Genomic DNA, 23,975 nt, shown 5'->3' with positions numbered 1-23,975 from the left:
CGAGGGCTCAGGCGTTGAGATGACCAGGAATGCGCAGGTGTCGGCGGACCACATCGACAAAGGCGGAATCGCGCTTGGCGGCCCAGACAGCGGCCATGTGGCCGAGGAACCAGAGGACGAGGCCCGCGATCCAGAGCCGCAATCCAAGCCCAAGGGCCGCTGCAAGCGTGCCGTTGACAATCGCGACCGACCGCGGTGCTCCACCCATGAGGATTGGTTCGGTCAGAGCACGGTGAACAGGCACGACGAAGCCGACGACCGGTTCATCCATCAGATCACCACGCCGCCGCCGAAGGAGAAGAACGACAGGAAGAAGCTCGAGGCGGCGAACGCAATCGACAGACCGAACACGATCTGGATCAGTCTGCGGAAGCCGCCCGACGAATCCCCGAACGCGAGCGTCAGCCCGGTCACAACGATGATGATGACGGCGATGATCTTGGCGACCGGGCCTTCTACCGATTGCAAGATCTGATTGAGCGGCTGCTCCCACGGCATGTTCGAGCCAGCCGCCCATGCCGGTGCCGTCGCCAAAAGAACCGTGCCGGATGCGGTAAGCGAGGCCGCATCCCGAAGAAATCGAAATTTCTGACGCATGTCAGTCTCCTGCTGATGAAAGGCTGTAGTCGCCAGCGGCCCCAAGACCTGAGACGACGGCGAGCTCGGCGACGCGGCGATCGGCACCGCGACCCGCAAGGACGACGACGAGATTGATAGTCTCGGCTATGAGGGCGCGCGGAACCGTGATGACCGCTTCCTGGATGAGTTGCTCGAGCCGGCGCAGTGCACCGAGCGCGCTGCCCGCATGAATCGTGCCGATGCCGCCGGGGTGCCCGGTGCCCCAGGCCTTGAGCAGATCGAGTGCCTCGGCACCGCGGACCTCGCCGATCGGGATACGATCCGGGCGCAGCCGCAGCGAGGACCGAACGAGATCTGATAGTGTGGCGACACCATCTTTGGTCCGCAAAGCCACGAGATTTGGCGCTTTGCACTGGAGTTCTCGAGTATCTTCGATCAGCACGACCCGATCCGACGTCTTTGCCACCTCGGCCAAGAGCGCATTTGTCAACGTTGTCTTGCCCGTCGATGTCCCGCCGGCGACGAGGATGTTCTTGCGCGCGGCGACCGCGCTCTTGAGAATCCTGGCCTGCTCCGAGGTCATGATCTCCTTGGCGACGTAATCGTCGAGCGTAAACACCGCGACCGCAGGCTTGCGGATAGCAAAAGCCGGTGCAGCAACGACCGGAGGCAACAGACCCTCGAAGCGCTCGCCGGTGCCAGGCAGTTCGGCCGAAACCCGTGGCGCGCCGGCATGCACCTCGGCACCGACGTGGTGTGCCACCAGACGAACAATGCGCTCGCCGTCCGCTGCGGATAGAGTTTCGCCGGTATCGATCAGGCCATTCGACAACCGGTCAATCCACAGCCGCCCATCCGGATTGAGCATGACCTCGATAATCGATTCATCTTCGAGGTAGCCGGCAATCGCCGCGCCAAGTGCGCTACGCAGCATTCTCGCACCGCGCGAATTCGCTTCCGATTGAAAGGAATGGATTGCCACCGCCGCCCCCACCGCGCGAGGGCGTCCACAGAGCCCCCTCAGATGGGATAACTACAAAGGCACCAATGGACTTGGTGCAACAAGCGCTTTCGGTGATCGTAGACTGGCGTAGAAAAAGAAAGTCTCCGAACTAAAATTTGAGACCTACGCGATCGGATTGCTCGCCGTGAGTCGCTGCTCACCACTCCCCATCGTCATCCGCAGGAATTAGTACGACTGAGCTCTCATACAAACCAACCGGCTCGGCGGCATCCGAAATGTTAGCCGGCAGGAACGGTCTCATCCACGAAGCGGAGCATCTGATCCAGGGAAGCGCGAACCAGACTAATGCCACGACCTGCACTGCCACGTTGAGACCGAACGCGACTTGATAGGCGATGATGGGCCTATGTCCATCGATCGTGAACCATTGCTCCAGGATAAGGCCCGTTGCGTACTGTGCGAGAAATGCCCAACCGAAATGCAGAACGTTCAAGGCGCCGTTGGCACGACCGGCAAACTCTAGCGGAAAGTAATCCGCTATCACCGCAAAGCTGACCACGGTTGCCGTTCCGACAATTGCGACAATGGACCAGGGCAAGATGGACGGCAGAGGCACTCGCAGGATCAAGGCCAACTCGGCTGCGATAAACAGCACCGCAACCATCGCTAAAATCGTCTCCGCCCCGATTTCTCTTCGTTTGATATGATGGACCGTCGTACCGAACAACCAGGCACCGCCACAAAGTCCTATCGATATTAGGAAGAGCTGTCTGACGAGGTTTGCGCGATCGAGCCCCTCTACGTCTGACAGCCACGGCGATGCCCATAACCCCTGCAGGAACCAGGCCGATCCAATGCAGGTCGCCGACAACGGAGCGATACGCCAGAAACGCCTATCGGCGAAAACGGAGCTAAGGGTGATTGGACTTGACGCTGTCGATGGGACAATGCCTCGTTCAGGAACCACGACATAGATGAGGATGGCCGTCGCACCGGTAGCGGCCGCCAGGATCTCAAAGAGCTGCCGCCAACCCATCCAAGCGAGTAGGTGTTCGACAGGAGCCGTAGCGGTCACCGCTCCGAGCGATCCCAGCATGATCATGTAGCCGTTAAGCAAGGCAACTCGTTCTCTGGGAAACCAAAGAACGATAGACTTCAGCCCTGCTGCGAGCGACGCCGCCACACCGAGCCCGATCATTGCACGCGCAATCAAAAGTGACAGGAAACCTGTCGATACCGCGAAAAGTCCGGCCCCCATCGCGGCGAGCAAGAGCAGAGTACTCTGGACGCGACGCGGACCAAAGCGGTCCAACAATATGCCGATGGGGATCTGAGCCACCGCGAAAATGAGGAAATGAACTGACGTTAGCAACCCGAGATCAGCAGTCCCAAGCCCGGTATCCGAGCTGAGGTGGTCGGCGATCAAAGCGTTGATTGTTCGAAACAGGTACGAAAGATAGTATCCAGCAGCAAAAGGCAGAAAAACGCGCGCAGTTCGACGCCATGCTATTGAGATTTGCATGCTGGCCCCTTTTTGCTCTCAGCTCATTCGGGCCGATAGCGCGTCCAGCTTTTTGTAGGCTCGGCTAAATTGCTGCGGTCGTAGGCTGGCGTAGAAAAAGGAGGGGCCGGCGCGATAAGGTGCCGAGGGCCTCAGTCAGCTTTCGCCGACTGGTTCCTGACGGACGATCTCTTCTGGAATCTCACGCAGGAAGCTCTGCCCTTTTTGCAGCCGGCGGCCGAGCGCCTCGACGAATCCTTCAAAACGTTCCCTGCCCTTAAGCTGCGCGGCTGTCTGCGCGTCGTTGGGTAACGGTGGCGTGACCGTCAACCAGAAGCGAATGAAGAGGGCCAAGGTCTCGGCCGTCAAACCAACGTCACGCTCCAGCCTCTGCATCTGACGTGACAGCCGGTCCAGACGCCGAGTGAACGCTGCCTCCCGCCTATCCGCTCCGTCCGGCGACAGAAATGAGGCGACAGCCGCTTCCACGATCGAAGACCTGGAAAGGTTCTTGCGGTCCGCCAGATCCGAGATCTGTTTCAGAAGCTCTGGCGGAAAATATACGTTCATCCGATCGCGCATATTGCCTCAGAGCTCCATACCGTCATTCGGATCCATGGCGACCTGACGCGCGACACCAGGCATCTGTTGGCGTATGAGCCGGGACTGACGAACCGCATCTTCGTTATCGTCAAGAACGAGGGCAAATTCTTCTGCCGGCGTCGGTTCGGTTGTCTCCTTGACGATCGCGACGTGATCGGGGAGTTCGGGCTCGCGACGGAGACCGCTATTCGCGGTGTCTTCCTCTCCTTTCCCCCTGTCACCTGGAAGCGGCGCCGGCTCCAGCTTTTCGAGCGTTGACCATCCGTCCGTTCGCGATGATCGCCCGGATGCCGGCGGATCGGGTGGCGGCAAGACACGCTCAGTAAACCGCCGATCCTCATAATAGCGGACCTTCCTTGCCCGGATCGGCGGCGCGCCCGCCACCATGACGATCTCGTCCATCGACGGAAGCTGCATGACCTCGCCAGGCGTCAAGAGCGGCCTCGCCGTCTCCTGCCGCGAGACCATGAGGTGCCCCAGCCAGGGGTTCAATCTGTGCCCAGCATAATTCTTCATCGCCCGCATCTCAGTCGCCGTGCCGAGCGCGTCGGACACCCGCTTGGCGGTCCGCTCGTCATTGGTTGCGAAGCTGACGCGCACGTGGCAGTTGTCGAGGATCGCGTTATTGGGCCCGTAGGCCTTCTCGATCTGATTGAGCGATTGCGCGATCAAGAAACTCTTGATGCCATACCCCGCCATGAAGGCGAGTGCAGACTCGAAGAAATCAAGTCGCCCCAGCGCCGGGAACTCATCAAGCATCATCAGGATGCGATGCCGGCGGTCGTGGGCATGCAGGTCCTCGGTCAGGCGACGGCCAATCTGGTTCAGCACCAGGCGGATCAATGGTTTGGTCCGTGAGATATCGGAGGGCGGCACTACGAGGTAAAGCGTCGTCGGGCTGGCATCCGTAATCAGGTCGGCGATTCGCCAGTCGCAACGGCGGGTCACCTGAGCCACGACCGGATCTCGGTAAAGCCCGAGGAACGACATCGCCGTGGATAGGACCCCTGAGCGTTCGTTCTCGGATTTATTGAGGAGTTCGCGCGCAGTCGAGGCGACCACGGGGTGAGACCCCTGCTCACCAAGGTGCGGCGTGGTCATCATCGCCTTCAACGTCGCCTCAATCGGCCGCTTCGGGTCGGACAGAAAGGCGGCCACACCTGCCAAAGTCTTGTCCGCCTCAGCATAGAGGACGTGGAGGATGGCGCCGACCAGCAGCGAATGGCTGGTCTTTTCCCAATGGTTGCGCTTATCGAGGGATCCTTCGGGGTCGACCAGGACGTCAGCCACGTTCTGCACGTCACGAACTTCCCACTCGCCGCGCCGGACCTCGAGCAGCGGGTTGTAGGCCGAGGATTTTGGGTTGGTGGGATCGAACAACAGGACACGGCCGTGCCGCGAACGAAAGCCCGCGGTCAGCTGCCAGTTCTCGCCCTTGATGTCGTGGACGATGGCCGAGCCGGGCCAAGCCAGCAACGATGGAACGACAAGGCCGACACCTTTACCCGACCGGGTGGGCGCAAAACACAACACGTGTTCTGGTCCATCATGACGAAGGTAGTCGCGGTCGAGCTTGCCCAGCACCACGCCATCCGGACCGAGAAGTCCCGCCGCTTTCACCTCGCGCACATCGGCCCAGCGCGCCGAACCATAGGTCTCGACGTTCTTGGCTTCGCGCGCTCGCCAAACCGACATGCCGATCGCAACCGCAATCGAAACGAAGGTTCCCGAGGCTGCCATGAAGGCACCCTCGACAAAGACCTGTGGTGCATAGGCATCGTAGACGAACCACCACCAGAAGAAGATGGGCGGGTAATAGACTTTGAAGCCTGATAGCTCGAACCAGGGCCGCCCGAGCTCCGGTTGGTATGCGAGCCGCCAAGCCGTCCACTCGGTTGCTCCCCAGATTGCGAGCAAAACGATCAGGCCGACCACGATCACCTGTCCCCAAAGGATTTTGGTTCCGGACATCCCGAACGCCTTTCCGAGCTGAAATGGTGAGATAGCTAGAGGCCGAGGTCGCGTTTCCGACCAAAACCCCATTCGATGCCGCCGCCGTCCTTCACGACGCCGGTGACGTGCTTGCCCAGCCGCTTTTCAAGTTCGCGAGACCAAGGCACGAGCTGAAAGCCAAGTCCGTTATCGACCATGGCGAAGCGACCCGAGGCGACTGTGATGCGTTGGCGATAGACGCCCGATACATGCTCTCCGGAAGCAGCCTTCATATGAGGCAGGCCGGTGTCGGCCGAGACTTTTGCTGCCAACTCGTCCAGTTCGCGTCGGCGGAGCGTGTTCAGCAGGTCACGCTGCAAGAAGATGCGCTGGCCCTGCCGCCGCGCCAGCCCCTCCTGAATCAGACGCTCGGTGCGGGCTTCCATGGCGTCGCGGGTTTCGCGGCCGAAACCACCCATGGCGAGCGGCATGGGCTCGCGTTCGACCAGGCGGTGGTCGAGCCAGGTCGCGCCTTTCGCGGCGACCTGCTCAGCAAGATCGAGATCGGAACGGGTCGCGAGGACCAAGGTGGGGCGCGGATCACTGGCAGGACCGAAGCGCCGGACTTCGACGATACCACCGGTCGGTGGTGCATATTCGAAGGCCTCGATTCCACGGAAGCGGACGTGGTGTGCACGTCCATCCGTTCCGTCGATCAGGACGAAGGCCTCGCCAGTCAGTTCGTCATGCAATCCCCGATCGACCAACCGTCCGATGATCTGGGACGTCGGCTGTCCACTTTCGATGACGAAGTCGGCAACACCGCGCGGTTCCCCACGCTCGGTAAAGGCGCGGTGCATCGTCTTGATGATGTCGCCGCGCATACCGAGGTCGCGCAGACTACGCTCAGCCTCAAGCCCGACCGTCCATTCCCCTGGTGCCGCGGGTGCAGCGAGGCCGGTCTTCTCCAGATGCTGAAGGCGGCCGACCATCAGGCGGCGGATCTCGGGATCGGACCTGCCGGGCTTCTCAGGACGCAGATCGATATAGCCGGTTTCGTCGGCTGCCAGTCGTATCTCCTGATCGAGCCGCGTCCATCGCTCTGCCGTGACTTCCTTCTCCAGCGAAATGCGGATTTCATGCTCCGGTTTCGGACCTAGTTCAATGGCGGCAAGTTCCTCGGCGCGCGAACGTAGACCCCGGCTTATGTAGTCGCGGGAGATCACCAGATCGGCTCCTTCCTCATCTACGCCCCGAACGAGAAGATGGACGTGAGGGTTGTCCGTGTTCCAGTGATCGACGGCCACCCAATCCAGCCGCGTGCCGATATCGGTCTCCATCTGCTTAGCAAGGTCGCGGGTGAAGGCCTTGAGATCGGTCATGTCGCCAGCGTCTTCGGGCGAGACAATGAACCGGAAATGGTGGCGGTCGTCCTTGCAGCGTTCCGCGAACGTCGCGCCGTCAGCACGGTCGCTGCTGGCATCGAACATCTCGGCCCTCCCGCCGCTTCGAGTCACGCCATCGCGCTTCAAATATGATAGATGGGCGGTCAGTGGCGCAGAGCGGAAGGCTCGCCCTTTGTGGCGAACAACGCGCGCTTTCACCACGACGCGCCTTGTCGGGCTGAACAACCGGCAGCGACTAAAGGCGAGCCGGCCGCGGCCAAACGTCGAGCGCCCATAGGCCGCAGAACGCCTGCCAGCCGCGGCCTGTCCCGAGGTGTGTCCGGCTTTCTTCGCTGCGCGCAACACCTGGTTGATGAAGCTCTTTTGCTTCGGCGCGCGCGTGCTGCGGATGCGCCCGGGCCGAACATGCAGATCGCTGTCGCCTGCGGTCATGACCGGACTTCCCAGCATTCAAGAGCGCACGCCGTGCCGAAAAAGCCTTTGATTGCATTCGTCAAAATGCAAGGCGCGGCACGCGCCCCGACCGACCGGCACGGTAGAACCCAAGTCATGTCAATGGCTTGCGGTTCGACCGGCGAGCCCCTTTTATCTCGCCGTCGGCCTGTCGTGCTCGCTTTCCGCCTTTCCGGCATCCCGTAAGCCGAATTGACGAACTGCTGCCGTGGAACTGAACATGCGCAGAACCCGGTGCTGCCGCCGCCTGAGCAGAGGTTTGCGAAGCGCAGAAGATCAAACCCGGCGCAATAGCGACGGTGATCTATTGTAACGAAACTGCCTGACGGTCCATAATCGCGATGTGATGGAGATAGAGAGGTGACGCAATCTTCCCGAAACGGAGCGGATGCCAAACTGCTCTCGGAAGCCTTTGCCGCGCTTCGTGAGTTGGTCGCACGGGCGCGGGAAGCTTCCGATGAGTCGTTCGATGACGGCCATTCCGTCGATACGTGGAAGAGCGCAGAGTTCAGTGCCGCGATCGAACGTGCCGAAGCAGTGATCGCGAAAGCTCCCAAAGGTGTTCCCCGCACGGAATAGGAGCTCGTGCGGTAGGCGTATTGCCAGCATATGCCCAGCGCGAGGGCATCAGGCTTGTCGAGATCCGACCTCATGTGCAGGCCTCGGACACATACGTCGTGTTTGCGCACTGGTCTTGCCGTTTCGCCAATCGTTCCTTGAAGCTCACCACCGCTTGCTGACCTGCGCCTGATCATCGCGATGCTCCCGAACCTGATCGGGCGACAAACACCCCGGTGGACTTGGGGCCCATCTGCAAAATATCCCGCGACGGGAATGCAGTCCTTGTGTCGCTCGAAGGTACGAACGCTGGCCGATCGCCCCTATGCATGAGATCAGATCGTGCAATGAACAACATTGCCGCTGCCGACGACTGCCGGTCGGCGATCCACGTCGGAGGTAGTTCGATGCCCAGCCGGCTTGCAAGCTTGATCAGGTAGGCTCGCGTCTCATCAGGCAGGGAATGGCCCGTGAGAAACTCTTCGTAGCGAGTTGGTCCCGCGTTGTACGCGGCAAACACGCCAGGCGAGCCATAGCGACTGAGCAATTCACGCAGATATGCCGTGCCTGCCAGAATGTTGTCGCGCGGATCGAACGGATCGTTGCCTAGGTCATAGCGCAGGCGCAGTTCGGCCCAAGTCGTGGGCATGACTTGCATAAGGCCCATCGCGCCTTTGGGCGATCTGGCGCGCACTTGCCCAGAACTTTCGCTGTCCAGCACAAACCTGATCCAGTCCACCGGGATTGCAAAGCGTCGTGACGCCTCTTCCATAAAAGCGGCGAACGGGATTTGCGCTTGATGGACCGCTCGAGCCGCCGGTCCGTTCTCGGCCAAAGCAACACTATGCGACGCGGTCAGAATAAGCAGCAGTGGCACGACAGCCCAAACACGCACGTCCGACCGAGCTGAGCATGCTGTCGTGCTCACGCCGGTCCAGGGTAAAGCTGCTTCGCGCCGGCCATTCGGCCGCCCTGGATCGCCGCTGCGCGCGCCAGCCTTGCAAATATCGGCCGGGACGGAGGAATGGTCCCGCAATCGATCGAACAGAGGAATGGCGGGGTAGACACGTGGAACACGCACGATCATTCCTCCCATGTCCACACTGGGAGAGCACGACCGATCACGGCCGATACCGGAAGAAATCCAAAATACCGCCCGTCAAGGGAATCGTCCGACTGCCAGTTCATGAGAAAGAGCACGCCATCGCCGACGACGTGGCAGCCCTGCCATTTCGGCAGCGGGCGGCCGCGCCGGTCGCTATCGCGCGCCTCGCCGACTGCAATTTTATCGACCGAAATCGTGAGCCCAATTCTGCAGACGCTCTGCCCTGGCAGCGCCAGCACGCGCTTGAGCATGGGGATGCCAATGGGCAGATATCCGTTAAGATCGAGGAAGGTTGCGAGCGGCTCCGGCGGCCGAACGGCGACCAGCTCGGTGACATGGAAGCCCTTCGCCGGTCGTAAGCGATAGAGACCGATTGGCACGCTCGTCGATGCATTCCAAACGTAGAGTGGAAGCGGTTCCATGGCGATTGTCGCGACGAGCGCAGCAACAGCCCCAAACGTTGCAGTCAGCGTCTTCAGGCGACCTATCATCGCATCACTCTCTGACGACGGAGCCAAGCCTGATGGCGCGCTTTCGTGTAGAAACGCGGGTTTTCGTTGACGGACAGACGGTTATGAACGTGATGCCAATGATCAGGCGCGACATCAGCGGGATTGATGCCGAGCGCCTCAATAGCATCGGCCATCTGCAACACTCGTTCGACCTTCGACCAGCCGGAGAGTCGCAGCAAAATCTCTCCGCCGGGCTTTACATACGGCACAGTCGAGCAGCGCTGCCCCGGTGCAGCCGCGCGCAAAATGTCAATCCGCGAAATGACAGTTCCAAAGTCGTTGGATGTCCAGCGAACGAAAGCAAAAATACTGCCGGGTGCAAATGACAGGACACGCCGGTGGCGATCAATCTTCCGTTCCTCGACGATGCGACCGAACCGAATGCGGTTTTCGATACGCTTCTCGAGCCACAACACTTCCACTTCGGTGAGGTCGCTCATGCCGCCGCTCCCTGAGGCTGAGACAGGAAGCCGTGAGCTCGGAGTTCGGTAAAGAGCGTGTGTGGCTTCTGCGGGCAAGCAGGACAGCCGGCCTGCCTTTGGCAGTCACCTCCAATGCGGCTTGTGATCTGCTGATCAATAATGTTGCGGTGGCAGGCAAACGCCAAGAAGCAACCGTTTAGGCCCGATTTCGGTCCCCGATAGCACGAGGATCGGCTCCCCGATAGCCCGGGGGTTGCGGTCCCCGATAGCACGAGCTGATTCACAGATTGTCCTCCGAATGTGGAATGAGACCGCGCCAACGCAGGCGTGCCGTTAAGCGATCAAGAGGCGCTAATGCGACGCTCATGCCTCGGTTGGGTCCCAGTTCGCACGTGAGTTTGACTGATAGCCGGCCAAAGTCTGGCGACTGGACCGTTTGTGGTACGTCGCATGCAAGATGCTTGAGCGGCGAGAGGATGATCGAGGTCTGCACTGTCGTTGACTGCAGCCTGTTAAGAGCCGCATTCAGCCCGTCATAGTCACCCACGCTGGTGACGCGCCCGACAAACGCTAGAATCTCGTAAGCCGTCGCAGCCATCAGGCGCGACATCTTCGATACGGCGTCACCGGATTCGACGATCTGGGACGCCGCCCAGATCAGAACGTCCCCACCCAAAATGCCCGCCATGCTGCGTTCCGGCCTGGCTTCGGCACGAATTGAGATTGCAGCGGAACGGAAATCGATTGGCACAACCCGCTTCGTTTTCGCGAGCGAAACGAATGGATAGGCCATGAGATCCTGAGCATCGCGCAGCGCGAGATCTCCAGGAAGTGCACAAAACAGGTCAAACTGCTCGCGCTCGGGGCGGCGGTGGTGCGCTGAGGATTTGTTTGCGGACATGGCTTAGCGCCGCTCTTTGCCCGCATAGGGAATAGGCGCATGCCGCTTTGCGGGCAGCACAGTTCCGACTCCCGGGTCCGAGGTCGATTTCTTCTTGCCCTGTTTGGCCCATGCTGTCAGGTCAGCTACTGAGTAGACTACGCGCCCGCCAATCTTATGATATTCCGGACCGGTGCCGTACGTTCGGTGTTTCTCCAGCGTGCGGCCGGACAAGCTCAGGAAGCGCGCTGCTTCGGGTGTGCGCAGGTATCGCTGCGGCTGATCCGCGCTACGGTCGGGCATTTGAAAAGCTCTGTGATCGTCTTGGGTGCAAGCGAGGGTCGCCGCGCGTCGACGGTCACAATCGCGTAGTAGAAGCGCTTGGGGGGATGCCGAAGATGCCGGGATGATTTTCCGATACCCCCCACGGAGGAGCTAGTCGCCCTTGCGCTTGGGCCGCAGTGGCTTGCGATAGCGCCCGCAATCAACGCGAGGCCGCTCTGTCCTAGTCGGATCGTTCGATTTGCGCAGATCGTGCGTCTTCCAGGCGCGATCGGGAATGCGCTTCTGGGCGAACAGCGCTTCGGCGACGATGCGATAGCTGCCACCGGCAAACTGCAGTGGGCACCCGGATAGCGGCGCTCAGGCGTTCGCGCCGCTATTTGGATAATTGGATGAAAGGCGGGACCTGGCGCGCGTTCGATCATCGCGGCGCAGCCAGCGTGCTGCATGGCGAGCGTCGAAACGGCCATCAAACAGCAATTCGGCTGCGTATGACGTGCATGACCAACGGCGACTCATCGGACCAGATGCGGTGTTCCACCCAACCGATGCTGAGCACGACATGCCAGCCATCGGGCGAGCGACAGAACTGGCCAGCTGCAACATCGAGTTGTGGCGGAGACCCTGACTTGCAAGAAACAGCTGAGGCGACTGCCGCGACCGGAACGACGCCGCCAGAAACTCAGGCGCTGCGGCAGCCCCCTCGGTCGCAGAAAGAATTAGCTCACCGAGCGGAAAATTGGCCGCACCTATAGCAGTGCACTCGAGCGAAGCGTCCACGCGGCGGGTATCGACGTTGTCGATGCGCTGGCGCGTATCGCGCGTGTTGAGGCAGCCGATCTGCTTACTCTCCCGCCCACAACAAGCGGCAAGCGAAGGCCTCGGGGGCCTGTCGAATCGTGGATGCGAATCGCTCGATCCGGCGGCGACGGCTTCGCTGTGCGGAAGAATGAGAGGCCCCGCCCGGCGGACCGGGCGGGGTGTAGTGCAGCGATCTACTCGCCGTTCTTGCGCGGGCGCGACCAGAGGAGCGTGTAGCCCTCGCCGCCTTCGTCGTCGAACAGGTTGGCGTAGATCGGTGCGTTGAACGAGGGGTCATCGAGCTTGAGCGAGAGGTAATCGCGGCCCTCTTCGGAGCGCTTCGACCAGGCTGCGCCGATCTCGGCTCGGCCCACGTAGATACGGTGGCTGGGAGCGTTGTCGTTGGAGCGGTTGCTCTCGGCGACGATGCGTACGCCCTTGGCTTGCAGGCTCAGGGTGACGATCTCGCCCTGGAAATCGTTGCCCACCTTCTTGAAAGAACCGATGTTAGCCATGTCACTTCTCCTGTTGTGTTTCGAGCCCGCGACCACCGCGGCCTCGATGGCGATCTAAAGGCCGAGGACGATCGGCGACGCACCCGCTTGCGGGCCGGAGCGAAGCGGAGGACGCCGTTGTTGCGACTTTCTTGCCTCGCGAGGAATGGGCGTAGCCCAGGGGAAGAAAGTCGCATCAACGGCGTTGCGGCTCAGACGATCGAGGCGAAGCCGGTCTTCGGCCAGATCAAGCCATCAAAGAGGCCACGTGCGTCCGCGTGCTGAACCGCAATCTCGGGAGAAGACTTGGCGAATCTCGGTTGAGCTGCACAAGAGGTCGGAACGGTTTGGCGCAGAAAGAGAAACAATTTGCCGCAAAGGGCGGTATCGTCCAGGAAAGAACGATCGAGAGCGGCGTACCACGCCACCACATTTGCGTGGGCCGGGCCGAGATCGGCGCAGCCTGGTCGAAGCATGCCGATGAGGGCCGCCCCCTCCCTGCTCAAATTGCGGCAATCCTCGTTTAATGTACCGATCTACGCCAACCTGTTGGACGACGAAGGATTCTCTCTCGCGCGTGGCAGCCGCGAGAATGGGTTGGAGCGATTGCCCCGCCACCCCGGCCGACTCCAGCGGGCCGCCATCCATGAAAAACGACAGTAGCGGTCAACTGCGTGGCTCTATCGGCCAGTCGCCATTGTCGTGATACCGCTGCCTATAACCGCGGTGGAAAAGCTCGAGACGGCGGGAGCCCCATACGCCGTCGATCTACCAGAAGAAGGACACTGGTGTAGCGACGTATCCATCAGCCTCGAAGGCAACCTCCTGGCTGATCCCCGTACCGTGATCGTGCTCAGGGACGCAAGAAAACAGCCTTCAATACAATGGTGAGCGCATGGGGCGACACCATCTTGAGCTTTAAAACATGCGTTACACAATTAATGAAGTCATTTCGACGAACACCCGCGAGCTTCGAATCAAGAGAGAACGACATTTCCTCGGGTAAGTTGCGCTCGAATATCTTGCACTCATAGAACTGCGCGGCCCGATATCCGAGATCAAAAGCGAGGTATTCGCGCCCGTACTTCATAAGAAATTCGCGAGCTTCGTCCGTCGGCCCGTCAAAAGCGAAGTCATTCACGGGAGAGTATCGCCGCAGCCAATAGATTAAGTGCGCCGCGCACTTAATGTGATCTGGCGTTTTGACATTCTTTTCTACCAGTTGGATCCGTTCGAGGTCCTGTTTCCACTGGAAATATGCGTCCAGAGCTTTCGCTTTGTTCCAGTGAGGATGTGCGCCCATCTCTTCGGACCGAGCGTAGAAGTCTGAGTGTACTTCCTCCAGAAAGGTCGCTTTGTCCTGAATGCGCTCGAAGAAATCCCCCGTAATAGCCATGCTGTCCCTGTTGGATTCTCTAAAGAAAAAGGCGCAGCCCTGCTGCGCCTTTGCCGGACAAATTGCAACTAAAAGTTAGTTACCGGGACGCCAAGAACCCTTTTTCTTGGAGGTGCCAGCAACGACCTGCCGGTCGTTTGCCGGATAAGAATACGGAGAGCTCTCAAACTGGTCGAGATACTCGGCGGTTTTCCCTTGATTTCCTTTTGTCTCTGACATCGCCTTGGTCCCCTAGTGGCTGGGGTGGTGTATCACCGCTGGTTGAAATTTCATTGCACTTGTCGGCTTTCCGGGCCGCTTTCGACAGGAAATGTGGTTTTTTTACCACATAGTCAACCCAAATCTAGATTTTTGATCCTCAAATTGAGTGTGGCTTGAGCCGATCCGGTTCAACCTGACATTTGTTTTCCACAGGTCAACAACCGAATCAACCGTTTGCGGGAAGGGATTGCTGCGACATCTAAACCGAAGGTTAATCTGAAACTTGGTCGAACGTTCCTTAGTGAAAAAATGGTCCCGCAAGCCACCTAGTGTCCCTCCGTCGTGACCACATGGGAGGTCCGAACTGGACGTACAAAATGCTGCGGTGGTCTGGGCGAGGCCGTGCGAGAGACCATCAGAACTTACTGTCCTAAATTTCCCGTGGCGAGTGTCCTAACCAGGACAGGACCAAATCTCGAGAGAGAACTTGGCGAATCTCGGTTGAGCCGCACAAGAGCTGGGAAGGTTCGGCGCAGAAAGAGAAACAATTTGCCGCAATGTGCGGTATCGTCTGGGAAAGAACGACCGCGAGCGGTGCACCAGGCCACCACAGCTATGTGTACTGGATTGGAATGGCCCAGCCTGGTCGAAGCACGCCGACGAGGGCTGCGTCCTCCCCGCTCCAATCGCGGCAATCCCTCGTTGTAGTTGAGTGCTCACCCTGACTGCCGCCGCCCACTGAGCAGGCAACAGATGACAAATCTCGGCTTGCTCAAGCAATTACTCGATGGATTGATCGCAGAAAGCAGAGCGTTTGCTCGTCGCGTCCCGAGGCTGTCGCGTAGCGCTCACCGAGAAGGATCAACGCCAGCGGGACCGAGGGCGCGAATAAGATTGCGGTGTCGCGCGAGATCAATGGACTGCGCGTCTTTTCCTCGAATGTCGCGTTTGGTGGAAGTAGCTAGCGTTCGCCCTTCCTCTTTGCTTTCCGAATATAGAGGGCCGCTACAATCAAGAGCGCTGTGCCGGCAGCGAGCGTAACGAAGAAGCCCAATATCCGCGGGAAATCAGGACGCCTTCTTCGAGATGCTCACCCGGCGGGCCTCCCTCACGTAGATGGCCCCCGATCGGGAGGGCTACATAGGTCTGCCCAATCCAGGTCCTACGCTTTGCGAGCGCGGGCATGACTTTCCTTGGGACCGAAGAGAAGTAGCATCATCGTCTTCCAACGGCTTCATGATGTAGCCTCGAATGGAGGCTCGCAATCCGCTTGAAAAACCCCCAAAAATACATAAAATATGTAAAGTTAAAGGAGGATCTATGCGGACCTTTTCCTCCCAAGATTTGCAACAGCAATCCGGAGAAATCCAGCGGGCTGCCGTGTCCGGCCCCGTGATAATCATGAATCACGGCAAACCGAGATCGATTGTGATGTCGGTCGACGAATATCGTCGGATCAAACAGAAGGCTGGCGAAGAAGTGGCGCCAGAACTGGAGCGCCCCCGTCCTGTTGTCAGGCGGGTGCCGATGCGGGACCCGCTTGGCTATGCGACCTCCGACCTCAAGAGCCTAGCGCTGTCGATGGCCGATGCGGCGTTGAGCGGCCGTAACAAGGAGGCTGTCCGCGCCGAGATTGCCGCCGTCGAACGGAGGCTCGGGATGAAATGACGATCGATGAGCCCGCAGCCGATCACGAGCGTCGGTCACGCATCTTGATTCCGGATACAAGCCCGCTGTCCCTTCTGGCAATGATCGGAAGCGATGCACTGGATTGGCTATTTGTACCGAATGCGGATGTCTGGGTTCCCGACATGGTCAAGGCGGAGGCGACGCGGGCCCCTGATCCTGGCGACGATCAGCGGCTTGAACATCGCGCGACTATCTCGGATTGGTTCAAGCGGAACGAGAATCGCATCCACATCGTCGAGACGCATGAAGGCGTAGAGTATGCGAAAGCAATGGAGACATGGATACTCGCCGGCTCGAAGCCCGAGTTGAAGCCATCGTGGAAAGGACGCGGGGAAAAGAGCATCCTTCAAGTACTTGACGTCGTCGAAACTTTGCTGGCCGACGGCGAGGCCGCCGTCGTTCTTATCGACGATAACAAGGCACGAATCGCCATTCAGCTTGAGAACGAATTCGACATTGATCTGATGGGCACCGAAAGTTTCATCACGTGGATGCACGAGAAGTTCAAGATCGCTGATGCCCAGAACGCCTGGGCGGCGATCAAGATCGCTGCCGGCGGCAATGCTCCGGTCACCAATGATGCTGATCCAATATACCTGAGGAAGTGACGGGCACGGGCATCACGAGCTTGCGCCGAACTTCGGGCGCCGAATGGGAAGCGATTCAACCCCAGCTCATCGCGCTTTCGACCTCAGAAGTACCGCTCTGAAGGAACCTGTTCGGCGAGGAAGGCGACGAAGGATCATCTCTCGCGTGGCAGCCACGAGAACCGGTTGGGATGGTTGCTCCACCAGCCCGGCCGGCTCGAGGCGGACGGCCATTCATGAAAACGGACAAGCGGGTCCACGCCGTGCCGCCAATGCAAACCGCGCCGAGGCAAGCCAACACCTCACGCCAAGCCAGCGAAGGCATCCCGATCTGCGAAAGCGCAAGCATCACATTGTAGCCGGCGATGGCGGCTGGAACAGCGAATGCGATCGCGATCGCGACGCGCAAGCGCCCGGATCGAGTAACAGCGACGGCAGTCTGACCAAAGGCAAGTGTCAGTGCGCCGACGGCAATTCCGATGAGCAGCGCGCCGACGACGCCGGCGCCGCCATGAAACGCCATCATTCCGATATTCAGTGCGACGAAAAACGGCAAGGCATATGCCGCCAGCGCAAAGACCAGCCAGCAGAACAAGCCAATGCCAACCGTGTTGAGGACAAGCCCAAGGGCAAGCATGGTGGTGGCTCCATGTGCAAAGGTGTAAGGGTCGCGCCTTCCACCACCACCACGGCGCAACAGTCGATATATTGTCGAACCGAGGCGGAGTTGCGGCGCCTGCAACTCCGCCTCGGTTGCGTTCGAGCGAGCTAGACGGCGCTCACGCGCCGCCGAATTTCCAAACGGGGATACCGAGGCGCTTCGCCTTGTCGGCGAGGTTGTCCTGGATTCCCGTGCCCGGGAAGTGCATGACGCCGATCGGCAGGAGTTCGAGCATAACGTCGTTGCGCTTGAATGGCGCCGCCTTGGCATACTTTGTCCAGTCCGGCCTGAAGGCAATCTGTGGCACCTTCCGAGTGGTCGCCCATTTGGAGGCGATCAGTTCGGCGCCCTTGGGCGAGCCGCCATGGAGCAGAACCATGTCGGGATGCTTGGCATGAACCTTGTCGAGACGATCCCAGATGAGGTGATGGTCATTGAAGTCGAGCCCACCGGTGAGTGCGATCTTCGGCCCTGGCGGCAACATGACCTCGGTCTCGGAGCGACGCTTGGCGGCGATGAAGTCGCGGGAGTCGATCATCGCTGCCGTGAGTGTGCGATGGTTGACCAGAGATCCTGACCGAGGACGCCAGGACGAACCGGTGTGGGCCTCAAATCGTTCGATCGCCTGGTCGCGGAAGAGTTCCAGGCAATTGCGGCGCTCCATGAACGTGATGCCTTCGGCCGTCAGACGCTCGAGTTCGACCGATCGCACCTCCGAGCCGTTCTGCTCGCGCTGGCTCTTGTGCTGCATCTGTTCGTTGTCGTCGAGCTGCCGTTCGATGCGATCGACGGCACGGTGAAACAGGTTGACGGTCGACCAAAGTAGCTCGTTGAGATCCGGCTCAAGCCGCGTGTCGCTCAAGGTCGCAACCAAGGCGTCGAAGATATCGGCAACCGCACCGGTGATCATTCTGCTCTCGGGAAGCGGTCTTGGATCAGGCTGGTCGTCGAACGGACGATAGCCGAAGAGCTGCAATTCACTCAGGACGTGGTCGGTTGGAGACGAGGCGTGCGGTGGCTCGATGTTGTCATAGTCAGTCATGGGAAGAGGCCCTTTGCCGGATCGGCCGCGCCCATCGCGGCCTTCGTGGCGATCACTCAGACGGCGGGCGGAACGGACCAGAACCCGGAGCGGAGCGGAGGGCCGAAGCGACAGCGGAGGATGGCGAAGGCCGGCTATTTTGCCTCGCGATGCAAAGCGCGCCGTCCAGATGGCTAAAGTGTCATCTCATAGCTGGCGCGCGGCGGAAAATAGCCGGCCGCAGCCATTGCCGGCCCGGGCCGCATGCCGCCCGATCGCCCTCTAGAAGGCCGAGGTCGCGTCCTCTTCCCGCATTGGCCTCGTCTATGACAGACCTATCACGATCGAGCGAATGACGGCGGCTTATCCCGCGGCCACCGTTGACGCATGCAGGAAGCGGATGACATCCTCCGGTGCGAGCTGAATGCGTAAGGCCGCTCGTAGGGCCTCGAGACCGAAGACGTGTAGATCTTCGTTGAAGTCTCCGAGCCGGGGCGACAGTGCGATCGCTTCAATGCCGGCGTCTGCTGCGCGCCGGGTCAGAACTGTCTGCACCACATCTCCGGCGGCATCGGCATCGCGCGCGATGTAGAGCCGGCGAAGGCCAGATGGGAGCAACATGGCTGAGAGGTGATTGGCCGAAAGCGCAGCGGCCATCGGCATCGTCGGTAGCGCGCAGCGTAAGGACAGCATGGTCTCGATACCCTCGCCGGCAGCGAGCACGTCGTCCACCACGCCGAAGCGAACGGCGTTGCCGAGGAGGTCGCCCATCGCCCGCCGTGGCGTATCGATCGGAGCCTTGCCCAGACGAATGCGATCAAATCCGTCGGGGTCGAGCCAGGTGCGATGTACACCGGTGATCCGTCCATCGAGATCGGTGACGCAGGCGATCATCGCTGGCCAGGTCTCGGTCGGCAAGCGCTCGTCCGATCGGTAGTAGCAGCGTGGGTGAAAGCGCAGGTCGCCGCCGTGGTGCACGCAGGCTATCCCGCGCCGCTGCAGATATGTCTCAACCACGGTTCCTTGGATCGGGCTGGATATCGCAAAGAGGCGGCGGGCGGCCGCTTGCGATCCGGCTGGTACCGCTGGACGATCGGGCTTCGAGACGAATTCCGACTCGGTACGAGACAGCCCCAGAAAGCGCCTCGCCTCCTTGGCCACGTCGCGGAAGTCGCGCAGACCAAGACTTTCGCGGATGATATCGAGGAGATCGCCATGTTCTCCAGTCGCAGCATCGGTCCACTTGCCGGCGGGTCCCTTCCGCGATTCCCGGAGCCGCACGAACATCGAGCGGCCCGGCGTATTGTGGACGTCGCCGACCAGCCAGTAGCGCCCCTCCCGCTTGCCATTGGAGAGATAGTGTCGGCATACCGCCTCGGCCTCGCGCGCGAGGCGGCATGCCAGTTCGGAGGCATCGCGGGGCATCACGCGGCCTCCCGCCCGCTGATGCGCGCAACCGGATAGTGCTCAAGCACCTTCGACAGGATCTCGACGCCGCATGCGTCCGTGGGCACGAACATGCGCAGCTTCCAGGAAATGATCTCCCCGAACAGGCCATAAGCGCGCAGTCGATCGCGCATCGTGTCGTTGAATCCCGACAGCTCGATGCGGTATGCGCCCATCACCCGGACACGGCGAAGCTGGAGGTCCTCGGCAAGATCGAGGACGGTCCGCCCCTCCATCAGCGCGGCAAAGGCAGCGTCCGGCGTCAACGTAGGCGCATCAGCGGCAAGGACGTTCGCGACCCAGGCGGCAGAAACCTTGCGGCCGATGATCCGTTCGCCCGCGTCGGTCTGCAGCCGATAGACCCGGGTCGATTCGTTCGGCAGCCGCTTCCAGATGGGCAACAGCAGGCCCGCTACAACATGGATCGTACTCTCGGTGAACTCGGGTACCTCGGCGAGCTCCGCCAGCCAGGCAGCGGCAAAGGGTTCTCGATCGGCTTCCACCCAATGGCTTTCCGCCATCATGTCGAGGGAGACGCTGTGTTGCTCCATCGGTCGGATCAGGCGAACGCGCCGCTCGATCTCGCCGTCGTCGAGCATGAAGCTCGCCGCCGGCACCTGCACGGCGGCTCGTCCCGAGCGCTCATTCATCAGCAGGACGGCATGAGGATCGGAAAGACGAGCGAGAGCCTCATCCAGCCCCACAGGATGGTTGCGCAGGCGCTGGGTAATCGTGAGAAGCCGGGTCTCGGCGCCAGTGCCTGGATGCGCATAAATGGTCCGCCGGTCGGTGACGACAAAGCTCTCGGCACGAAGCGTTTCCAGTCCGACGTCATAGGTGCTAGAGGCGACGGCGCCCTCGATCCGAGCGGTCAAGAGCTGCTCGAACGCGGTGAACAGGACATTCTGTAGCTCGATAGTGAGCGCCAATAACCTGTTCAGGAAGGTCGTGATTGGCGGCAGGTCATCCCTGAGCCCGTTGGTATCGGTCAGCTTCAGGCCGGTCGCATGCTCGAACCTCTCGAGCGAGCAGCCGTCGACCTTGCCTCGCGCCAGCAGCGTGTAGAGTTGACGCAATGCGTCACGCCCATACTGACTCTCGAGGTTGTCCTCGGGCCGGAACAGGCCCTGCCCTCCGGTCTGGCGCTGGCCGCGCGTGATGGCGCCCAAGGTGTCGAGCCGGCGGGCGATGGTGCTCAGGAAGCGCTTTTCAGCCTTCACGTCCGTCGCGATGGGGCGAAACAGCGGCGGCCGCGCCTGGTTGGTCCGATTTGTCCGGCCGAGGCCCTGGATCGCGGCGTCGGCCTTCCAGCCGGGCTCGAGCAGATAATGGACCCGCAAGCGGCGATTCCGGGCCGATAGCTCGGCATGATAACTCCTCCCGGTGCCGCCGGCGTCCGAGAACACGAGGATCCGCTTGACGTCGTCCATGAAGGCCGAGGTCTCGGCGAGGTTGGCCGAACCGGCGCGGTTTTCGACCACCAGCCGATCGCCCTGGCGAACGATGCGGCGTGATCGGCCGGTCACTTCGGCGACCATGTCGGTGCCGAAGCGCTGGACGACCTGGTCCAGCGCGCCAGGTACGGGAGGGAGCGAGGCGAGCTTCTCGATCAAGCGGTCGCGGCGGGCGACTGCCTCCCGGCTCTCGACCGCTTGGCCGTCGCGGTAGACAGGTCGGGAGCAGAGATTGCCCTCCTGGTCGGTGAACGGCTCGTAGAGCTGGACCGGGAAGGAATGGGCGAGATAGTCGAGGACATATTCGCGCGGCGTGATGTCGACGCGGACGTCGCCCCACTCCTCGGTCGGGATCTCGGCCAGCCGGCGCTCCATCAGCGCTTCACCGGTCGAGACAATCTGGATGACGGCTGCGTGTCCCGCGTCGAGATCGCGCTCGATCGAGCAGATCAGCGACGGCGTCTTCATCGAGGTTAGCAAGTGTCCGAAGAAGCGCTGCTTGGCGCTTTCGAAAGCGGATCGTGCCGCAGATTTGGCCTGCCCGTTCAGCGTTCCGGTCTCGCCGGTGATGTTGGCGGCCCGCATCGCCGCGTCGAGGTTGTTGTGAATGATGCTGAACGCATCGGCATAGGCGTCGTAGATGCGAACCTGCTCCGGCGAAAGTTGGTGCTCGACGAGTTCGTACTCCACGCCCTCGTAGGAGAGCGAACGGGCCGCGTAGAGACCGAGCGCCTTGAGGTCGCGCGCCAGCACCTCCATCGCGGCGACTCCGCCCTCCTCGATCGCCTCGACGAATTCGGCCCTGGTGGCGAACGGGAAATCATGCCCACCCCACAATCCCAACCGCTGTGCATAAGCGAGGTTATGGACCGTAGTAGCACCCGTCGCCGATACATAGACCACGCGCGCATTCGGCAGAGCGTGCTGGAGCCTCAGGCCCGCACGCCCTTGCTGAGAGGCTGCGTGGTCACCGCGTTCGCCCTTGCCCCCGACCGCATTCTGCATGGCGTGGCTTTCGTCGAAGACGATCACTCCGTCGAAGTCGGAGCCCAACCATTCGACGATCTGCCTGACGCGCGAAAGCTTTTCGCCGCGCTCATCGGTACGCAGCGTAGCGTAGGTGGTAAATAGGATGCCTTCCGAGAGCCTGATCGGGGTGCCCTGACGGAAGCGCGACAGCGGCGTCACGAGCAGCCGCTCCATGCCGAGCGCGGACCAGTCGCGCTGTGCATCCTCGAGCAGCTTGTCGGACTTGCTGATCCAGACTGCCCGACGACGACCCTTGAGCCAGTTGTCGAGCAGGATGCCAGCGACCTGCCGCCCCTTGCCCGCGCCGGTGCCATCGCCCAAGAACCAGCCGCAGCGAAACTGGACGGCGTTTCCCGCGTCGTCGCACGCGGCCGCGACAACATCGAAGGTCGCGTCCACGGTCCAGGAGCCCGCGAGCAACTCGGAATGCGCTTCACCGGCGTAGATGACGCTCTCAAGCTGGGCGTCCGACAGGGTGCCATCCGCCACCAGATTGGCCGCCAGGTGGGGTCGATAGGAAGGTCTTGGCGGCGCGACGGACGCCATTGCGGCGGACTGCACGAGTTTGGTTGGATGCGCGTGCGCGCCCGGAATGCGGATCGACTGCAATCCGTATTCCTCATAAAGTGCATCTGTGAGCCGGGCGCCCTCCGGCAGCGACCATTCGATTATTTCGTATGCGAGCTCTACGCCTTCTGGCGCGGCGACTCCCGAAGCAGAGGTTAGGCGTGGCGCGGAAGCGCCGCGGGATCGTGACTTCAAGGGGCTTCTGCCGACGTCGATCACGACCGGGGCTGCAACAGGCAGCCTCGGAGGCACATGCCGGGTCACCCAGTCGAGCAGGATAACGACATCGCCCGCCATGCCGGGAGAGGCCGGAAAGACCGTCGGGTCTGCCGCGGGCTGTTTGTCGATGACAAGCAGCCTAGTATCGATTTGTGTTCCGTGTTTCGCGTAAACGGCTCCGTCGACTGCGGCAGAGAAAACAACTCGCCCGCGTTCCTGAAGGCGAACGAAGGCATCTCGCCATGCCGGATTGTCCGGCCCGAAGCTTGCGCCGGTGATGGCAACCAAACGTCCACCGTCGCAAAGACGCGCCAAGGCCGAAGCGATGTGCCGGAGCGCGGCATCCGCCATTCGTCGGTCAACGTTCGCCAGCGCCGAGAACGGCGGGTTCATCAAGACGACACTCGGCAGGACGCCTGCTTCGAGATGATCATCGATCTGGGCAGCGTCGATACGCGTTGTCTTAACGTCGGCGAACAGATGATCGAGCAGCGATGCACGGGACTCGGCTAACTCGTTCAGCACCAGAGCGCCGCCGGCGAGCTCGGCAAAGATGGCGAGCAAGCCAGTCCCGGCGGAGGGCTCCAGAACGCGGTCGGCGGGTCTAATGGCGGCTGCGGTACATGCGGCCAGCCCCAGCGGGATCGGCGTCGAGAACTGTTGAAGCGCCTGACTGTCGTCGGAACGCAGTGTATGGGTCGGCAGACAGCTCGCGATTTTCCCGAGCATCGGCAGCATCGCGGGCGGTGAACCGGACTTGGTCCGCATGGCCGGACCGAATTTGCGAAGGAAGAGAACGGTGGCGGCCTCGCAGGCATCATAGGCGGTCTTCCAGTTCCAGGCGCCTACCGCGTCGGAGGCACCAAAGGCAGCCTCCATGGCTCCACGCAGGACCGCGGCATCGATGCGATGGCCGCATTCGAGATCGGTCAAGAGTTGTCGCGCAGCCCTCACCACAGCGGAGGTGATAGTTGCAGCTGCATGCATCGAGAGCGGCGCAGCGCCAGCGCCGCCGGCGAGAGATTCGGTCATGGGGATTTCTTTCGGAGAGCAGGAACGGGTCGAACCATCAGGCGCTCTCCTCTGACCCCGACGGCTCAAACCCTTCCCGGCCCCACTCTCCCTCTCAACCGTTCCCAATAAAAATGGGGACCGGTGCTGCACACCGGTCCCCACGTAGCTGCGGGACGGCCGCGGCCACCCCGCTGCACGA

General features: G+C 61.1%; 20 protein-coding genes and 2 pseudogenes. 4 read left to right on the top strand and 18 right to left on the bottom strand.

What is annotated here, in order from left to right:
* Window positions 1-7 precede the first annotated feature (7 nt).
* The 7 genes from BI327_RS17035 to BI327_RS17005 form a co-directional block, all read right to left on the bottom strand.
* Complete coding sequence (locus BI327_RS17035; RefSeq protein WP_076861802.1) at window positions 8-271, bottom strand: VirB3 family type IV secretion system protein; 264 nt, start codon at window positions 269-271, stop codon at window positions 8-10.
* Complete coding sequence (locus BI327_RS17030; protein ID WP_076861800.1) at window positions 271-597, bottom strand: TrbC/VirB2 family protein; 327 nt, start codon at window positions 595-597, stop codon at window positions 271-273. Before BI327_RS17030 ends, BI327_RS17035 begins: the two co-directional genes overlap by 1 nt.
* A gap of 1 nt (window position 598) precedes the next feature.
* The gene (trbB, locus tag BI327_RS17025) at window positions 599-1,513 is read right to left on the bottom strand and encodes a P-type conjugative transfer ATPase TrbB (RefSeq protein ID WP_174683050.1); all 915 of its coding nucleotides are present in this window, start codon (window positions 1,511-1,513) and stop codon (window positions 599-601) included.
* Window positions 1,514-1,739: 226 nt separating this feature from the next.
* A complete protein-coding gene (locus BI327_RS17020; protein ID WP_076861798.1) occupies window positions 1,740-3,065 on the bottom strand; it encodes an MFS transporter in 1,326 nt (441 codons plus the stop codon).
* A gap of 135 nt (window positions 3,066-3,200) precedes the next feature.
* Window positions 3,201-3,626: a CopG family transcriptional regulator gene (locus BI327_RS17015; RefSeq protein ID WP_076861796.1), complete on the bottom strand. Its 426-nt coding sequence runs from the start codon at window positions 3,624-3,626 to the stop codon at window positions 3,201-3,203.
* A gap of 6 nt (window positions 3,627-3,632) precedes the next feature.
* Window positions 3,633-5,618: a conjugal transfer protein TraG gene (locus BI327_RS17010; RefSeq protein ID WP_076861794.1), complete on the bottom strand. Its 1,986-nt coding sequence runs from the start codon at window positions 5,616-5,618 to the stop codon at window positions 3,633-3,635.
* A gap of 35 nt (window positions 5,619-5,653) precedes the next feature.
* Entirely contained in the window at window positions 5,654-7,417 is a 1,764-nt protein-coding gene (locus tag BI327_RS17005; RefSeq protein ID WP_076862190.1) for a relaxase/mobilization nuclease domain-containing protein, read from the bottom strand.
* Window positions 7,418-7,798: 381 nt separating this feature from the next.
* Here BI327_RS17005 and BI327_RS17000 point away from each other — a divergent pair, with 381 nt between their 5' ends.
* Window positions 7,799-8,017: a hypothetical protein gene (locus BI327_RS17000; protein WP_076861792.1), complete on the top strand. Its 219-nt coding sequence runs from the start codon at window positions 7,799-7,801 to the stop codon at window positions 8,015-8,017.
* Window positions 8,018-8,189: 172 nt separating this feature from the next.
* On the opposite strand, the gene BI327_RS16995 is transcribed toward BI327_RS17000, so the two are convergent.
* The 6 genes and pseudogenes from BI327_RS16995 to BI327_RS16965 form a co-directional block, all read right to left on the bottom strand.
* Window positions 8,190-9,083 carry a lytic transglycosylase domain-containing protein gene (locus tag BI327_RS16995; protein ID WP_083742104.1) on the bottom strand — a complete coding sequence of 298 codons (894 nt, stop codon included), beginning with the start codon at window positions 9,081-9,083 and terminating at the stop codon, window positions 8,190-8,192.
* A complete protein-coding gene (locus BI327_RS16990) occupies window positions 9,080-9,592 on the bottom strand; it encodes a S26 family signal peptidase (RefSeq protein ID WP_083742103.1) in 513 nt (170 codons plus the stop codon). Before BI327_RS16990 ends, BI327_RS16995 begins: the two co-directional genes overlap by 4 nt.
* A complete protein-coding gene (locus tag BI327_RS16985; RefSeq protein ID WP_076861788.1) occupies window positions 9,589-10,053 on the bottom strand; it encodes a DUF2840 domain-containing protein in 465 nt (154 codons plus the stop codon). Before BI327_RS16985 ends, BI327_RS16990 begins: the two co-directional genes overlap by 4 nt.
* 460 nt (window positions 10,054-10,513) lie before the next feature.
* Window positions 10,514-10,936, bottom strand: a pseudogene (locus BI327_RS16980) (replication initiator protein A); the annotation flags it as partial.
* A gap of 3 nt (window positions 10,937-10,939) precedes the next feature.
* Complete coding sequence (locus tag BI327_RS16975; RefSeq protein WP_076861784.1) at window positions 10,940-11,218, bottom strand: helix-turn-helix transcriptional regulator; 279 nt, start codon at window positions 11,216-11,218, stop codon at window positions 10,940-10,942.
* 974 nt (window positions 11,219-12,192) lie between these two features.
* Window positions 12,193-12,513, bottom strand: coding sequence for a DUF736 domain-containing protein (locus tag BI327_RS16965; RefSeq protein ID WP_066503735.1), 321 nt, complete (start codon window positions 12,511-12,513; stop codon window positions 12,193-12,195).
* Between the two features lie 398 nt (window positions 12,514-12,911).
* Between BI327_RS16965 and BI327_RS43180 the strand changes: the two are divergent.
* Window positions 12,912-13,155 (top strand): annotated as a pseudogene (locus BI327_RS43180) (DUF736 family protein); the annotation flags it as partial.
* A 190-nt stretch (window positions 13,156-13,345) separates the two neighbouring features.
* Here the strand turns inward: BI327_RS43180 and BI327_RS16950 are convergent.
* On the bottom strand, window positions 13,346-13,888 hold the full coding sequence (locus tag BI327_RS16950; protein WP_076861777.1) for a hypothetical protein: 543 nt from the start codon (window positions 13,886-13,888) through the stop codon (window positions 13,346-13,348).
* A 1,521-nt stretch (window positions 13,889-15,409) separates the two neighbouring features.
* Here BI327_RS16950 and BI327_RS16945 point away from each other — a divergent pair.
* Both BI327_RS16945 and BI327_RS16940 read left to right on the top strand, forming a co-directional pair.
* Window positions 15,410-15,757: a type II toxin-antitoxin system prevent-host-death family antitoxin gene (locus BI327_RS16945; protein ID WP_066503730.1), complete on the top strand. Its 348-nt coding sequence runs from the start codon at window positions 15,410-15,412 to the stop codon at window positions 15,755-15,757.
* The gene (locus tag BI327_RS16940) at window positions 15,754-16,386 is read left to right on the top strand and encodes a hypothetical protein (RefSeq protein ID WP_076861775.1); all 633 of its coding nucleotides are present in this window, start codon (window positions 15,754-15,756) and stop codon (window positions 16,384-16,386) included. Before BI327_RS16945 ends, BI327_RS16940 begins: the two co-directional genes overlap by 4 nt.
* Before the next feature lie 55 nt (window positions 16,387-16,441).
* Here BI327_RS16940 and BI327_RS16935 read toward each other — a convergent pair whose 3' ends face one another.
* The 4 genes from BI327_RS16935 to BI327_RS16920 form a co-directional block, all read right to left on the bottom strand.
* Window positions 16,442-17,002, bottom strand: coding sequence for a hypothetical protein (locus tag BI327_RS16935; RefSeq protein ID WP_245334837.1), 561 nt, complete (start codon window positions 17,000-17,002; stop codon window positions 16,442-16,444).
* Window positions 17,003-17,144: 142 nt separating this feature from the next.
* Window positions 17,145-18,068: a DUF2493 domain-containing protein gene (locus BI327_RS16930; protein WP_076861773.1), complete on the bottom strand. Its 924-nt coding sequence runs from the start codon at window positions 18,066-18,068 to the stop codon at window positions 17,145-17,147.
* 342 nt (window positions 18,069-18,410) lie between these two features.
* The gene (locus tag BI327_RS16925) at window positions 18,411-19,472 is read right to left on the bottom strand and encodes a DUF7146 domain-containing protein (protein ID WP_076861771.1); all 1,062 of its coding nucleotides are present in this window, start codon (window positions 19,470-19,472) and stop codon (window positions 18,411-18,413) included.
* Window positions 19,472-23,794: a strawberry notch-like NTP hydrolase domain-containing protein gene (locus BI327_RS16920; RefSeq protein WP_076861769.1), complete on the bottom strand. Its 4,323-nt coding sequence runs from the start codon at window positions 23,792-23,794 to the stop codon at window positions 19,472-19,474. The genes BI327_RS16925 and BI327_RS16920 overlap by 1 nt, the downstream gene beginning before the upstream one ends.
* Window positions 23,795-23,975 lie beyond the last annotated feature (181 nt).

This window comes from Bradyrhizobium mercantei (assembly GCF_001982635.1).
Classification (GTDB): domain Bacteria; phylum Pseudomonadota; class Alphaproteobacteria; order Rhizobiales; family Xanthobacteraceae; genus Bradyrhizobium; species Bradyrhizobium mercantei.
Note: the sequence above shows the minus strand (reverse complement) of the source record. Positions and strands in the feature narration are given on the sequence as shown.

What these genes read in the sequence shown, in the direction of transcription:
- BI327_RS16940 (WP_076861775.1), top strand. Translation starts at nt 15,754, where the DNA reads ATGACGATCGATGAGCCCGCAGCCGATCACGAGCGTCGGTCACGCATC.
- BI327_RS17005 (WP_076862190.1), bottom strand. Translation starts at nt 7,417, where the DNA reads ATGACCGCAGGCGACAGCGATCTGCATGTTCGGCCCGGGCGCATCCGC.
- BI327_RS16935 (WP_245334837.1), bottom strand. Translation starts at nt 17,002, where the DNA reads ATGCTTGCCCTTGGGCTTGTCCTCAACACGGTTGGCATTGGCTTGTTC.
- BI327_RS16965 (WP_066503735.1), bottom strand. Translation starts at nt 12,513, where the DNA reads ATGGCTAACATCGGTTCTTTCAAGAAGGTGGGCAACGATTTCCAGGGC.
- BI327_RS16950 (WP_076861777.1), bottom strand. Translation starts at nt 13,888, where the DNA reads ATGGCTATTACGGGGGATTTCTTCGAGCGCATTCAGGACAAAGCGACC.
- BI327_RS17035 (WP_076861802.1), bottom strand. Translation starts at nt 271, where the DNA reads ATGGATGAACCGGTCGTCGGCTTCGTCGTGCCTGTTCACCGTGCTCTG.
- BI327_RS16995 (WP_083742104.1), bottom strand. Translation starts at nt 9,083, where the DNA reads ATGATCGTGCGTGTTCCACGTGTCTACCCCGCCATTCCTCTGTTCGAT.
- BI327_RS17015 (WP_076861796.1), bottom strand. Translation starts at nt 3,626, where the DNA reads ATGCGCGATCGGATGAACGTATATTTTCCGCCAGAGCTTCTGAAACAG.
- BI327_RS16925 (WP_076861771.1), bottom strand. Translation starts at nt 19,472, where the DNA reads ATGCCCCGCGATGCCTCCGAACTGGCATGCCGCCTCGCGCGCGAGGCC.
- trbB (WP_174683050.1), bottom strand. Translation starts at nt 1,513, where the DNA reads ATGCTGCGTAGCGCACTTGGCGCGGCGATTGCCGGCTACCTCGAAGAT.
- BI327_RS16945 (WP_066503730.1), top strand. Translation starts at nt 15,410, where the DNA reads ATGCGGACCTTTTCCTCCCAAGATTTGCAACAGCAATCCGGAGAAATC.
- BI327_RS16930 (WP_076861773.1), bottom strand. Translation starts at nt 18,068, where the DNA reads ATGACTGACTATGACAACATCGAGCCACCGCACGCCTCGTCTCCAACC.
- BI327_RS16990 (WP_083742103.1), bottom strand. Translation starts at nt 9,592, where the DNA reads ATGATAGGTCGCCTGAAGACGCTGACTGCAACGTTTGGGGCTGTTGCT.
- BI327_RS17020 (WP_076861798.1), bottom strand. Translation starts at nt 3,065, where the DNA reads ATGCAAATCTCAATAGCATGGCGTCGAACTGCGCGCGTTTTTCTGCCT.
- BI327_RS16920 (WP_076861769.1), bottom strand. Translation starts at nt 23,794, where the DNA reads ATGACCGAATCTCTCGCCGGCGGCGCTGGCGCTGCGCCGCTCTCGATG.
- BI327_RS16975 (WP_076861784.1), bottom strand. Translation starts at nt 11,218, where the DNA reads ATGCCCGACCGTAGCGCGGATCAGCCGCAGCGATACCTGCGCACACCC.
- BI327_RS17030 (WP_076861800.1), bottom strand. Translation starts at nt 597, where the DNA reads ATGCGTCAGAAATTTCGATTTCTTCGGGATGCGGCCTCGCTTACCGCA.
- BI327_RS16985 (WP_076861788.1), bottom strand. Translation starts at nt 10,053, where the DNA reads ATGAGCGACCTCACCGAAGTGGAAGTGTTGTGGCTCGAGAAGCGTATC.
- BI327_RS17010 (WP_076861794.1), bottom strand. Translation starts at nt 5,618, where the DNA reads ATGTCCGGAACCAAAATCCTTTGGGGACAGGTGATCGTGGTCGGCCTG.